This is a genomic window from Paraburkholderia sp. GAS33, from assembly GCF_050436645.1.
Classification (GTDB): domain Bacteria; phylum Pseudomonadota; class Gammaproteobacteria; order Burkholderiales; family Burkholderiaceae; genus Paraburkholderia; species Paraburkholderia phenazinium_B.
The window spans coordinates 280,200-293,292 of sequence record NZ_JBNDMP010000010.1; the positions used below are offsets into that span (position 1 = coordinate 280,200).

The following is a 13,093-nucleotide window of genomic DNA, read 5'->3' on the forward strand; positions in this document are numbered from 1 at the left end:
CGCGACGCACCACCGGCTAAACTGGACTAAGAACAACCTGGAGATACCCATGCCGTACAACCGTCGCTCGAAGAACATCACACAAGGCGTCTCGCGCTCGCCGAATCGCTCGATGTTTTACGCCCTCGGCTATCAGAAGGAAGACTTCGACAAGCCGATGATCGGCATCGCCAACGGCCATTCGACCATCACGCCGTGCAACGCCGGCCTGCAGCGTCTCGCTGACGCCGCGGTCGTCGCCGTCAAGGGTTCTGATGCGAATCCGCAGATCTTCGGCACGCCGACGATCTCCGACGGCATGTCGATGGGCACCGAAGGCATGAAGTACTCGCTGGTGTCGCGCGAGGTCATTGCGGACTGTATCGAGACCTGCGTGCAGGGTCAGTGGATGGATGGCGTGGTCGTGATCGGCGGTTGCGACAAGAACATGCCGGGCGGAATGATCGGCCTTGCGCGCATGAATGTGCCGGGCATCTACGTGTATGGCGGCACGATCCGTCCGGGGAACTGGAAAGGCGTCGATCTGACCATCGTGTCGTCATTCGAAGCAGTGGGTGAATTCACCGCGGGAAGGATGTCGCAGGAAGATTTTGATGGGATCGAACAGAACTCATGCCCCTCCACAGGTTCGTGCGGCGGCATGTACACCGCCAACACGATGAGCTCTTCGTTCGAAGCCTTGGGCATGTCGCTGCTGTACTCGTCGACAATGGCCAATCCGGATCAGGAAAAGGTGGATTCGGCGGCTGAATCGGCACGCGTGCTGGTCGAAGCGGTCAAGAAGGATCTGAAGCCGCGCGACATCATCACAAAGAAGTCGATCGAAAACGCCGTAGCCGTGATCATGGCCACTGGCGGCTCGACCAACGCCGTGCTGCACTATCTCGCCATCGCTCACGCGGCCGAAGTGGAATGGAGCATTGAAGACTTCGAGCGCATGCGCAAGAAGGTGCCGGTGATCTGCAACCTGAAGCCGTCGGGCCAGTATGTGGCCACCGATCTGCACAAGGCAGGCGGCATCCCGCAAGTCATGAAGCTCCTGCTCGACGCAGGCATGCTGCACGGCGACTGCATCACGATCACAGGCAAGACGCTCGCCGAAGAACTGAAGGACGTGCCGGCCAAACCGCGTGCGGACCAACAGGTGATCTTCCCGATCGACAAGGCTTTGTACAAGGAAGGGCACTTGGCAATCCTGAAGGGCAACCTGGCCACGGACGGTGCGGTCGCCAAGATCACGGGTCTGAAGAATCCGGTGATTACCGGCCCGGCCCGCGTGTTCGACGACGAGCAAAGCGCGCTGGAAGCGATTCTCGCGGACAAGATCACGGCCGGCGACGTGGTGGTGCTGCGCTATCTTGGCCCGAAGGGCGGCCCCGGCATGCCGGAGATGCTCGCCCCGACTTCGGCGATCATCGGCAAGGGGCTCGGTGAGACCGTGGGCCTGATCACCGATGGCCGCTTCTCCGGCGGCACCTGGGGCATGGTAGTGGGCCACGTCGCGCCGGAGGCGTTCGTGGGTGGCACCATCGCCTTCGTGCAAGAAGGCGATTCGATCACCATCGACGCACACAAGCTGCTGCTGCAACTGAACATCGACGACGCCGAACTCGCACGCCGCCGCGCGGCGTGGCAACAGCCGAAGCCACGTTACACGCGTGGCGTGCTGGCCAAGTACTCGGCGTTGGCGCTGCCGGCCAACAAGGGCGCAGTGACTGGCTAACGCCGCGAGCACGCTTAAGAAACACAAAGGGGCGCACGAAAAAACCGTGCGCCCCTTTCCTTTTATAATGCCTCCACCACAAGTCGGGCACCTGCACCGACGGAGACCAGAATGAAATCAACGTCGTATGCAGCACTGGCGCTTGCGGGAGTTCTCGCAACCAGCGCCCCGGCGCAGGCGGAGCCCGCACCCGGCCTCGCGCTGGCGCAGCAGCAGAACTGCATGAGTTGTCACTCGGTGAACCGTCCGTTCATGGGACCGGCTCTGCATGACGTCGCGGACAAATACGCTTCACGCGCCGACGCGGAAACCTACCTCGCCCATAAGATCATCGACGGCAGCACGGGCATCTGGGGACAAGTGCCCATGCCCGCCAACACCCAGCTCACGCCCGATCAGGCCGCAATCCTCGCCAGCTGGATCCTGACGCTGAAATAAGGCCTTCGAATTAACTAACGGTGCGGGTGGCGGGCGGCCATCGCCAGGCGCCCGGCCACCGTCACGCGTTCAATGCTCAGGCGAACGCCGCCCAATTTCTTCTTCGACCGCTTCGCGCACCCAGCCGGTCATCTCCGTTTCGAGCGCCAATGCGACTTCCCGCGTGATCTGGTTGACCAGCCACGTGGTGTGATCTTGCAGCGCATCACGGCAGCGCGCTTCGATCACCGACCGCCCTTCTCCGGTGAGATAACTGGCAAACCGTCCGCGCAGACGTTCGGCCAGCACGTCGGCATCGAGGCTGCGAACCGGCACGACAGGCTCGGGAGCAGTCGCGCGGGCAAAGTGGAAGGCGGAAGTGGCCTCGAAGGGAGCAGGCTCCGGCGCGCCGGCCAGTTCGAACGGCGCCGGCGGCTCGGGCAACTCGAAGGCCTCCACGTGGGCATGGGTCACGCTGTGGACGGTTACGCCGTCAGCCGGCTCCACGTCCCGCACATGCTCATGAGCCGCCGTGTCGGCAGCAGCCCACTCGCCAGCGGCCCTGTCCTCCACGGGCGCAGCGTCGGCCTCCGCGCCTCTGAAGGGCCGCCGGTAATCGGGGTTGCCCGGCACGAGGACCTCGTCGAGGACCGGTATCGAGGTGTCGAAATGAGTATCGGACGAATCGGGCACGAATAGACTCCGTCGATGAATCGGGCGATATAGCGAAGCCGCGTGGCCACCCGGCGCGGACCCTACCGGTGTGCGGCGGCGTCCAGACCCAGTGGCACGGCGACGCTAGCCGCCCTGCTTGTAGTTGTTTAGAGCATAGCCGCGATCGCGATAAAAGCGATAGCGTTCGCGGCCCGCGGACAACTCGTCTTGTGCGTTACCGACCACTTCCAGCAATCTTTCGAAGCGGGCGAACTGCGCCGGCACTTCAGCGCCCAGATTCAGCAGGACCTGATAGTGCGGCACCCGGTCGGCACTGGCTGTCAGCACGATCGGCGTTTGCGCGGCGAGCGGGCTGTCGGCGTAGCAGTGCGGCACGAAGTCGAGCGGCGAAAAGGTCCACAGCTGCTCGTCGAATGCGCGCAGCCGCGGCGGCTCGGCCAGCACGACAGTCGGCTGGCCGGCCAGGTACGCCTTGCGCGCGAGGCGGCACGCGTACAACAGCGAATCGCCGACGTTCGAGTGAAAATCGATTCTCGTCATCGGCGGGTCCGCCTCCGCGCCTCAACACGCGCATCGGTACTGCGATGGATCATTGTGCAGTGCGACCGTCAGCGGCCCTGTCGATCAGGAACTGCGACAGAAGCGGCACCGGACGGCCCGTTGCTCCCTTCGCGGCGCCGCTCTTCCATCCCGTGCCGGCGATGTCGAGGTGGGCCCACGGGTACGCTTCGGTAAAGCGCGACAGGAAGCACGCCGCCGTGATGCTGCCGCCAGGACGTCCGCCGATGTTGGCGAGGTCCGCGAAGTTCGACTTCAGCAGGTCCTGATATTCCTCGTCGAGCGGCATGCGCCATGCCGGATCGGACGCTTCGCGCGAAGCGTCGAGCAGCTCACCCGCCAGCGCGTCGTCTTTCGAGAACAGCCCGCTGTTGTGGTGACCCAGAGCGATCACGCAAGCTCCGGTAAGGGTTGCCACGTCGATCACGGCTGCCGGCTTGAAGCGCTCCGCATAGGTCAGCGCATCGCACAGGATGAGACGGCCTTCCGCGTCGGTGTTCAGCACTTCGATCGTCAGGCCCTTCATGCTGGTGACGATGTCGCCCGGCTTGGTAGCGGTACCGGACGGCATGTTTTCGCAGGTCGGAACGATCACTACGAGGTTGATCTTCAGACCCATTTCCGCAACCGCGCGCATGGTGCCGAGAACCGAACCCGCGCCGAGCATGTCGTACTTCATTTCGTCCATGCTGTCGCCCGGCTTGAGCGAAATGCCACCGGTGTCGAACGTGATGCCCTTACCGACCAGCACCACCGGAGCAGCCTTGGCGGGGCCGCCCTGGTACTGCAGCACGATGAACTGGGGCGGTTCGACCGAGCCGCGCGTAACCGACAGGAACGAACCCATGCGCAGCGCTTCGAGCTGCTTCTGGCCGAGCACTTCGACCTTCAGCTTCCAGTCTTTGGCGAGCTTTTTTGCCGTGTTGGCAAGGTACGTCGGAGTGCAGACGTTGCCCGGCAGGTTGCCGAGGTCGCGCGTCAGATCCATACCGTTGGCGAGCGCAGCGCCTTGCTTGGCGGCGACCTTGGCGGCTTTCTCGTCACCGGTGTCGACGCTGAATACGACGCGCTTGAGCGCCTTCGGCGTGGTATCCGGCTTGCTCTTCATCTGCGTGAACTTGTACGACAGTTCGCGCAGCGCGAGGATGGCCGAGCGCACGGCCCAATCAGCCGAGCGTTCGAGGATAGGCAACTGGGCCAGCGTAAACGTGACCTGGACGATCTTGGTTGCCAGGATGGCGCGCCAGGCGGCCCGCACGGCGTCGCCGTAGGCTTTCTGGGTGAAAGCGTCCTGCTTGCCGAGGCCAACCAGCAGGACACGCGAAGCACCGATACCGGACACTTCATGAAGGAACAACGTAGTACCGCTCTTGCCGTCCATGTCACCGGCTTTGACGATACGGGTCAGGAGACCCTTGGTGGCCGCATCGATCTCCAGTGCGGCGCCCGACAGCGTTTGCGACTCGAAAATGCCGATCACGATGCAATCGGACTTTCCAGTCAGGAACCCATTCGAGGAGCCTTTGCTCCAATCACAGGCTTTTATGCTAAAGTCCATCGCGCTTGTCCTCGGATAAAATCTGGGCTTAGGATGAAAGCCGCAATTATCCGCTATTTTTCCCGCGGCGGCTGCACGGGGCTGACGGGATGCTCCCGGACCACCCCCAAGGCACGCACTCTCTTCCTCAACAATGATCTTTGAACGCTCCCTCCAGCGCGAACTCGCGTACACGGCTGGTGCCGTGTTCATGGTTCTCCTCACGCTCGTGCTGACGACGATGATGATCCGGATTGTCGGCTTCGCCGCTTCCGGGGAGATCGATCCGCGCGACGTGCTGGTCCTGATCGGCCTGACCGTGATCGGCTATCTGGCCATCATGCTGGTCGCGACCCTGTTCGTCTCGATCCTGTTCGTCCTGACACGCTGGTACAAAGACTCGGAAATGGTGGTCTGGCTGGCCTCGGGCGTGAGTCTCACGCGCTTCATCCGGCCCATCGCCGTGTTTGCGACGCCCATCATCATCCTCATCATGTTCTTCGTGTTCGTCGGCTGGCCGTGGTCGAACCAGCAGAGCAAGCTGATCCGCGCGCGCTTCCAGCAGCGCGACGAGGTCTCACTGCTGGCGCCTGGCCAGTTCCGCGAATCGACGGTGAGCCACCGGGTGTTCTTCATCGAAAAGATGTCGCCGGACCAGTCGCGCGTCGAGAACGTGTTCGTGACCAGCACCGAAAACGGCAAGGTGAACGTGGTCGTATCGAAGACCGGCCATACCGAGACCCACAAGAACGGCGACCGCTTCGTCGTGCTTGAGAACGGCCGGCGCTACGACGGCGAGCCGGGCAAGCCGGATTTCCGCATCATGGAATTCGAGCGCTACGGCGTGAAGATCCAGAGCCAGCCGGTGATCAACGTCCCGACCACCACCGGTACGCCGACGCTCGAACTGTTACGCAACCCGAACAAGGACAACCTCGCCGAGTTTGCCTGGCGAGCCGGGTTGCCGCTGATCGCGATCAACCTGATGCTGCTGGCGATCCCTTTGGCTCACCAGAATCCGCGACGCAGCCGCACGATCAACCTGGTGATGGCAGTGCTGATTTATCTGACTTATTCAAACCTGTTGAACGTTGTGCAGTCATGGATCGAGCAAGGCAAGATGTCGTTCCCCGTGGGGCTGCTAGGCCTGCACGTGATCGTGGCAGCGATTGTGGCGTTCATTTTCTGGCTGCGGGTGCGCAATCGGCCCTTGTTTACGCGAGCGACGTTCCGACGCTCGTCGCAGGGAGCCTGACCGATGCGGATCTATGAAAAGTACTTCGCCAGTCAGGTCTACCTGTCGTTTATCTTCGTGCTGTTTGCGTTCTCGGGTCTGTTCTTCTTCTTCGACCTGATCAACGAACTGAATTCGGTCGGTCACGGCAACTACAAGTTCCAGTATGCGGTGCTGCGGGTGGCGCTGCAGACGCCGTCACGCTTCTACGAAATCATTCCTGTGGCGGCGCTGATCAGCGCGATCTACGTGTTCGCGCAGATGGCGGCGAACTCCGAGTACACGATTTTCCGGGTGTCGGGCCTCGCGACGAATCAGGCGCTGCGTTCGCTGCTGAAGATCGGTATTCCGTTGGTGATCCTGACTTACATCATCGGCGAAGTTGTCGGACCTTACACGGACCAGTTATCGGAGCGGGTGCGGCTGGAGGCGTTGGGTTCGGCGGTGTCGACCAACTTCGAGTCGGGCGTATGGGTGAAGGACACGTTGACCGCGCGCGCGGACGGCGAGCAGGTAACGCGTTTCGTGAACGTCGGCAAGCTGCAGCCCGACGCCACGATCACCGACGTGCGCATCTACGAATTCGATTCGAAATTCCGCCTGTCGAACGTGCGGATTGCGCAGAGCGGCAAGTTTCAGCCACCGGGCCACTGGTTGCTGAAGGACGTGACGGATACGCAACTGATCGACGTGCCGCCGGTCGCGGGCACGCCCCAGGATGCGCTTAATCCGGTGTACCGCGCGAGTCAGGTGACGGTACCGGAATACTCGTTGCGCTCGGAGTTGACGCCACAGATTCTGTCGGTGCTGCTGGTGTCGCCGGACAATATGTCGATGTTCAACCTGTTCCGCTACATCCAGCATTTGCAGCAGAATCATCAGGACACGCAACGGTATGAGATTGCGTTGTGGCGCAAGCTGCTGTATCCGTTTGCGGTACTGGTGATGCTGGTGCTCTCGTTGCCGTTCGCGTATCTGCACACGCGCGCGGGCGTGGTGGGGATGAAAGTGTTTGGCGGGATCATGCTGGGGATGAGTTTCCAGCTGTTCAACACCTTGTTCTCACATATGGGGATGTTGAATACCTGGCCTGCGCCTTTGACTGCGGCGACGCCTGGGTTGGTTTATCTGGTGCTTGGGCTGGTTGGGTTGAAGTGGGTGGACCGGCATTAGGGGTGAGGCCATGGCGTTGCATGGGATTGTGCTATTTGGACATGGGGCTCGGGATCCTCGCTGGGGGGAGCCTTTTGGGCGGCTGGCGGCTAAATTGCAGAGTGCTTATGGCTCCGCCGGGCCTGTCTCGTTGGCGTTTCTTGAGTTGATGGAGCCGGATCTTTCGTCTGCTGTTGCTGCGCAGGTTTCTCTGGGGTGTTCCTCTGTTACTGTTGTTCCTGTGTTCTTTGGGCAAGGTGGGCATGTTAGGAGGGATTTACCTGCGGTGCTGGATAGTTGCCGGGCTGCGCACCCTGGAGTCACTATTCATTGCTCTGATGCCGTCGGCGAAGATGATTCTGTGCTTGAGGCTGTGGCTCAGTATTGCCTTCGGCAAGTGATCGGGTGACTGTTTTTTTGTCCTCTCTCCGAGGGGGTTGCCTGCGGCGCCTTGGTTTGGCGGTTGCTCTTGCGGTGTTGGCCTTTCCTTGCGTTCTTAGTGGTCTATTAGCGATGCCCCTGTGCGGGGCGGCACTTACTTTCTTTGCCGCCGCAAAGAAAGTAAGCAAAGAAAGCGGGCTTCAAACCGCTAGCCGGTAGGTGTCCACCACTTGTGTGAACGCGGAGTGGTCCGCGCACGCAACCTGCCCTCGCACCACACCCGTTAGTGACAAAGGGCTCATCCACCCCACTCCGCACTGCGCGCGTCGCGGATGGGTCTGCAAGGGAAGGCGGGGGGTGCCGGAACACGTACGCTCCGCACATTACGGCCCCACCGAAGCGCAAGACGAAGAGGCTGCCTTAGCCAGCCGAATGCAAGCCTCAGAATATGCGCCATATAGTTAGTAAGCCTACGGATCTAGTGGAAGAACTTATGCCGCGCGAGGACTCATGCCGTACGAGCACATATGCCGTACGAAGAGTTATGCCCGACGGCGGGGCGCGCAGCGCAACGCTGGAACGGATGAGTGCTTTGTCACTAGAGGGGATGGTGCGAGGGCGGGTCGCGTGCGCGGACCACTCCGCGTTCACACAAGTGGTGGACACCTACAGGCTAGCGGTTTGAAGCCCGCTTTCTTTGCTTACTTTCTTTGCGGCGGCAAAGAAAGTAAGTGCCGCCCCGCACAGGGGCGAAGCTAATAGACCGATAAGAATGCAAGGAAAGGCCAACACCGCAAGAGCAACCGCCAAACCAAGGCGCCGCAGGCAAATACCCATCAACCTTAAGCCGCACTAAGCACCGCTTCCAAAGAAGAAACCTCTTGCCCGGCCCGCGCGGCAAACCCCTGCCCGATCATCAGAAGACTAGGCTGCGAAGCATCAAGCCACTGCTGCGCGGCACCCGCCGCAAGATCAGAAAGCGTAAGTGTGAGCATCCGCTCACGAGCCGTGCTGCAAGCCTCAACAATCGCCACAGGAGTACCCCCATCGCGCCCCGCGTCGATAAGCTCCTGCGCAATCTCCGGCCCACTATCCCTGCCCATATAAAACACCAGCGAATCCGCATTCACCTGCTCACGAATCGCCTCAGTATCAGCCGCCCGGCTATGAGTAGCCAGCGCAACGCTACGAGAAACCCCTCGCAACGTCAAAGACCGCTTCAAGGCCGCCGCACTAGCCAGCGCAGCAGTAATCCCTGGCACAACCTCATATTCGATCCCCGCCGCCTCCAGCGCCCGCATCTCCTCATCGGCGCGCCCAAACAACATCGGATCCCCGCCCTTCAGACGAACCACAACCGCGTGTTCCTGCGCGGCATCCACGATCTGCTTGTTGATGAACTGCTGCGCCGTCGACAGTTGCCCGCACCGCTTGCCCACCGCAATCTTGCGCGCATGCGGCGCGTACTCGAGCATCGCCGGTTCAACCAGCGCGTCGTGCAACACCACATCCGCCAGACCCAACAGTCGCGCGCCCCGAACCGTGATGAGATCCGCGGCCCCTGGCCCTGCACCGATCAGATACACCTTACCCATTTGCCTCAACCCCATTCGTTCGGTCCGTGCAAAACCCCAAGCCGCGGGCGAGCGCCCATCTGGCGCTCCTTCAAACCCTTACGCCTTAAGCCGAAAACGCCCGGATCATTCCGGCCGCCACCGTGTGATGCGTCGCCTCGTCAATCAGCACGAATGCCCCCGTGCCCTGATGCGAGTCGTACACGTCGCACACCACAGGCTTCTGCAGCGTCAACGCCACCCGGCCAATGTCGTTCATCGTCAGATCGTGACGGTCCGTCGCGTGCGACAGCGTATGCACGTCCAGCACCTGTCTGATCGCACCGATCCGTGCAAACACGGTGTTCGTCGTCTGCTTCAACAGATACTTGCGTTGCGTCGACAAAGGCGTGTCGTCGAACCAGCACAGGTCGGCTTCCAGTTTCTTCGCCGGTTCCGGTGCCGCTTCGCGCAGCACGAACGTGTCGCCGCGCGATACATCCACGTCTTCCGCGAGGCGAATCGTCACCGTCTGCCCCGCGAATGCGCGTTCTACCTGTGCCGTGCCGCCTGGCACCGGGGCGATGATTTCCGCCACCGTCGCTTCGCGGTTAGCCGGCAGTACCACGATCGTGTCGCCCACCTTCACTTCGCCCGCTTCGATACGGCCCATGTAGCCGCGGAAATCGTCCGCCTGGCTGCCGTCCTGGCGTGCCACCCATTGCACCGGGAAACGCAGCGCCTGACCGGTCGGAATCTCTACCGGCAACGCTTCGAGCAGGTCCAGCAGCGGCTCGCCGCCGTACCACGGCATGCGTTCGCTCAGCGTCACGATGTTGTCGCCTTTGAGCGCCGATACCGGCACGAAGCGCACATCGGCCAAGCCCAGTTGACGCGCCAGTTCCACATACGCATCGCGGATTTCGTTGAAGCGCGTCTCGCTGTAGTCGACCAGGTCCATCTTGTTGATCGCCACGATCACGTGCTGCAAACCAAGCAGTTTGACGATCGCGCTATGGCGTTTCGTTTGCGGCAGCAGTTGCGCCACACCATCCACGAACGTGACGCGCGTGGCATCCACCAGGATGATCGCCGCATGCGCCGTCGATGCGCCCGTCACCATGTTGCGCGTGTACTGCTCGTGGCCCGGGGTGTCGGCAATGATGAACTTGCGCTTGGCCGTCGCGAAGTAGCGATACGCGACGTCGATCGTGATGCCCTGCTCGCGTTCGGCTTCAAGGCCGTCCGTCAGCAGCGACAGATCGATTTCGTCGCCTACGGTGCGCTTGTTTTTAGCGCGCGATAGTGCGGACAACTGGTCCGAAAGCACCGCCTTGCTGTCGTAAAGCAGACGCCCGATCAGCGTGCTCTTGCCGTCGTCGACGCTGCCCGCCGTAATAAAGCGCAGCACGCCAAGGTCTTGCGGTTGATGAATACTCATGATTTCCCTACCTCTGTCGACCGGAGTGGGCGCTAAAGCGCTTGCTCCGGTCCCGTGCCTAGAAATAACCTTGCTTTTTGCGCTGTTCCATCGCGGCTTCGGACACCTGATCGTCCATCCGCGTCGCGCCGCGTTCCGTGATTTCGGTCACGGCCGTCTCGGCGATGATCTTCTCGAGATCGTCCGCGTCGCTTTCCACCGGGCACGTGCAGCTAATGTCGCCCACGGTGCGGAAACGCACCTGCGCCACTTCGCTGGTTTCGCCTTCACGCATCGGCGTGAGCGGCGTGACCGGCACCAGCAGTCCATTGCGGCGCACGATTTCGCGTTGATGCGCGTAGTAGATCGACGGCAGCTCGAGCTGTTCGCGGGCGATGTATTGCCACACGTCCAGTTCGGTCCAGTTCGAGATCGGGAACACGCGCAGGTGCTCACCGTTGTGCAAACGCGCGTTGTACAGGCTCCACAGTTCCGGGCGCTGCGCCTTCGGATCCCATTGGCCGAATTCATCACGGAACGAGAAGATCCGCTCTTTCGCGCGGGCCTTTTCTTCGTCGCGACGCGCGCCGCCAATCAGTGCGGTGAACTCATGTTCAGCGATCGTTTCGAGCAACGTCACGGCCTGCGCGGCGTTGCGCGAATCCGTTTCGCGGCGCAGACGCACGGTGCCGCGCTTGATCGAATCTTCGACATGGCCGATCACCAGTTCAGCGCCGATCTGCTCGGCACGGCGGTCGCGGAAGTCGATCACTTCCTGATAGTTATGGCCCGTGTCGATATGCACGAGCGGGAACGGCAGCACGGTCTTGCGGTTCGCGCCGAGGCCGAATGCCTTCAGCGCCAGGTGCAGCACGACGACCGAGTCCTTGCCGCCCGAAAACAGCAGCGCGGGCTTGCTGCATTCGGCGACCAGTTCGCGCAGGATGTGAATCGATTCAGCTTCGAGCCAGTCCAGGTGATCCATCCGGGTTGCAGTGTCCGTATTCGGTGCGTTGACAGTGGAATCGAGCGTGGTGCTCATGTTCGGGTCCTTCGTGAGTTCGTGTCGCCGGCGGCTGCCCGCGTCACGCAAATATTCATTCTATCGAGAATTAAAACCGGCTTCGGCGATCAGGCGGAGGCGCTTTCATCGACGACCGCGATTGGGATCGTGGTGATATGCAGGCCGCATTCCTTCGTGTCACCCGACTCCCACCACCAGCGCCCTGCCCGGCTATCCTCGCCGGGACGGATCGCCCGCGTACACGGCTCGCAGCCGATGCTCGGATACCCGCGCGCATGCAGCGGGTTCACAGGCACGTCGAACGCAGTCAGGTATGCCCACACATCGGCCTCGGTCCAGTCCGTGAGCGGATTGAACTTGGCGATATTGCGTGCCGCGTCGTGCTCTTCCTCGTGCAGCTCTGCACGAGTGACCGATTGCTCGCGGCGCTGACCCGTCACCCAGGCGCTAACGTTCGACAGCGCGCGGTTCAGCGGCTCGACCTTGCGGATCTCGCAGCAGCGCTTGCGCAGATCGACGCTTTCGTAAAACGCGTTCAGGCCGTGCGAGGCGACGTATTCGTCGACCGCTGCCGTTTGCGGATGAAACTGTTCGATCTCATAGTCATAGCGCTCGCGCACACGGTCGAGCATGCCGACCGTTTCCGCGTGCAGACGGCCCGTATTCAGCGAGAAGATACCGATCTTCACCTGACGCGACAGGATGGCGTGCGTAAGCAGCATGTCTTCCGCCGCGAGGCTGCTTGCGAACTTCACCTTGTCGTGACGGGCCGCGATCGAATCGAGCAGCGCGTCGAGGCGCTCAATCTTCGCAGCCAGTTCCGGCCCGATGGCGGCACCTGCGGTGGCGACGGTACTCATACCGCAGCCTTCTCCGCAGCAGCGGCTTCGCGGCGGCGGAACAGCGGCGACGGGTTATCCACCGCGCCCTGATACTGCACGGTAAATTCGTCGAACGCTTTCAGTGCGTCGTGCAGGTCTTTGTCGGCACGCACGGCGTACGCATCGAAGCCGCAGCGGAACATGAAGGTGAGTTGATCGCGCAGCACGTCGCCGATCGCGCGAATCTCGCCCTTGTAACCATAACGTTCGCGCAACAGACGTCCAATGCTGTAACCGCGGCCGTCGCGGAACACCGGGAAGTCCACGGCAATCAGAGCGACCTTGTCGAAGTCGGCGACGATATCCGCCGGTTCGCTGTCCGCTGCGAGCCACACTGCAATTTCAGCGGCGCTGCGCGAAGCCGTCAGCGCGTCGCGTTCAGCCTGCCACAGCGCCAACGGCACAATGATCTTGCCGGCCGGCAACGCGTCCACTGCGGGCAATGCACCGTCTTCCGCTGCACGCACAACTGTCCAGTCATCGTTGACGATCGCGCGATTCTTGATGATAAAAGCCATCTGTTCAATATCCTTTGTCG

General features: G+C 61.7%; 13 protein-coding genes. 5 read left to right on the forward strand and 8 right to left on the reverse strand.

The genetic code is table 11. The features are described from left to right. The first annotated feature begins 49 nt into the window (after positions 1 to 49). Both ilvD and P3T24_RS28060 read left to right on the forward strand, forming a co-directional pair. Complete coding sequence (ilvD, locus tag P3T24_RS28055) at positions 50 to 1,723, forward strand: dihydroxy-acid dehydratase (protein ID WP_429439706.1); 1,674 nt, start codon at positions 50 to 52, stop codon at positions 1,721 to 1,723. A gap of 111 nt (positions 1,724 to 1,834) precedes the next feature. Then, positions 1,835 to 2,161 carry a c-type cytochrome gene (locus P3T24_RS28060; protein WP_074265508.1) on the forward strand — a complete coding sequence of 109 codons (327 nt, stop codon included), beginning with the start codon at positions 1,835 to 1,837 and terminating at the stop codon, positions 2,159 to 2,161. 69 nt (positions 2,162 to 2,230) lie between these two features. On the opposite strand, the gene P3T24_RS28065 is transcribed toward P3T24_RS28060, so the two are convergent. The 3 genes from P3T24_RS28065 to P3T24_RS28075 form a co-directional block, all read right to left on the reverse strand. After that, on the reverse strand, positions 2,231 to 2,833 hold the full coding sequence (locus P3T24_RS28065; protein ID WP_429439709.1) for a DUF2486 family protein: 603 nt from the start codon (positions 2,831 to 2,833) through the stop codon (positions 2,231 to 2,233). Between the two features lie 105 nt (positions 2,834 to 2,938). Then, a complete protein-coding gene (locus tag P3T24_RS28070; protein ID WP_074265510.1) occupies positions 2,939 to 3,355 on the reverse strand; it encodes a DNA polymerase III subunit chi in 417 nt (138 codons plus the stop codon). Between the two features lie 49 nt (positions 3,356 to 3,404). Beyond that, positions 3,405 to 4,931: a leucyl aminopeptidase gene (locus tag P3T24_RS28075; RefSeq protein ID WP_429408726.1), complete on the reverse strand. Its 1,527-nt coding sequence runs from the start codon at positions 4,929 to 4,931 to the stop codon at positions 3,405 to 3,407. A 133-nt stretch (positions 4,932 to 5,064) separates the two neighbouring features. Here P3T24_RS28075 and lptF point away from each other — a divergent pair, with 133 nt between their 5' ends. Genes lptF through P3T24_RS28090 form a run of 3 tightly spaced genes read left to right on the forward strand, consistent with a single transcriptional unit; the run spans position 5,065 to position 7,705 of the window. Beyond that, a complete protein-coding gene (lptF, locus tag P3T24_RS28080) occupies positions 5,065 to 6,165 on the forward strand; it encodes an LPS export ABC transporter permease LptF (protein ID WP_074265512.1) in 1,101 nt (366 codons plus the stop codon). Positions 6,166 to 6,168: 3 nt separating this feature from the next. Further along, a complete protein-coding gene (lptG, locus tag P3T24_RS28085; RefSeq protein ID WP_074265513.1) occupies positions 6,169 to 7,317 on the forward strand; it encodes an LPS export ABC transporter permease LptG in 1,149 nt (382 codons plus the stop codon). 10 nt (positions 7,318 to 7,327) lie between these two features. Further along, positions 7,328 to 7,705, forward strand: a complete 378-nt coding sequence (locus P3T24_RS28090; RefSeq protein WP_429439711.1) for a sirohydrochlorin chelatase — start codon at positions 7,328 to 7,330, stop codon at positions 7,703 to 7,705. 814 nt (positions 7,706 to 8,519) lie between these two features. On the opposite strand, the gene cobA is transcribed toward P3T24_RS28090, so the two are convergent. The 5 genes from cobA to P3T24_RS28115 form a co-directional block, all read right to left on the reverse strand. Then, positions 8,520 to 9,272: a uroporphyrinogen-III C-methyltransferase gene (gene cobA / locus P3T24_RS28095; RefSeq protein ID WP_429439806.1), complete on the reverse strand. Its 753-nt coding sequence runs from the start codon at positions 9,270 to 9,272 to the stop codon at positions 8,520 to 8,522. A gap of 85 nt (positions 9,273 to 9,357) precedes the next feature. Continuing rightward, positions 9,358 to 10,671 carry a sulfate adenylyltransferase subunit 1 gene (locus tag P3T24_RS28100; protein WP_074265515.1) on the reverse strand — a complete coding sequence of 438 codons (1,314 nt, stop codon included), beginning with the start codon at positions 10,669 to 10,671 and terminating at the stop codon, positions 9,358 to 9,360. A 58-nt stretch (positions 10,672 to 10,729) separates the two neighbouring features. Beyond that, positions 10,730 to 11,692 carry a sulfate adenylyltransferase subunit CysD gene (gene cysD / locus P3T24_RS28105; RefSeq protein WP_074265516.1) on the reverse strand — a complete coding sequence of 321 codons (963 nt, stop codon included), beginning with the start codon at positions 11,690 to 11,692 and terminating at the stop codon, positions 10,730 to 10,732. An 89-nt stretch (positions 11,693 to 11,781) separates the two neighbouring features. Beyond that, positions 11,782 to 12,534 (reverse strand): phosphoadenylyl-sulfate reductase, encoded by a 753-nt coding sequence (locus P3T24_RS28110; RefSeq protein ID WP_429439714.1) that lies wholly within the window; start codon positions 12,532 to 12,534, stop codon positions 11,782 to 11,784. Beyond that, on the reverse strand, positions 12,531 to 13,073 hold the full coding sequence (locus P3T24_RS28115) for a DUF934 domain-containing protein (RefSeq protein ID WP_429439717.1): 543 nt from the start codon (positions 13,071 to 13,073) through the stop codon (positions 12,531 to 12,533). Before P3T24_RS28115 ends, P3T24_RS28110 begins: the two co-directional genes overlap by 4 nt. Between the last annotated feature and the right edge of the window lie 20 nt (positions 13,074 to 13,093).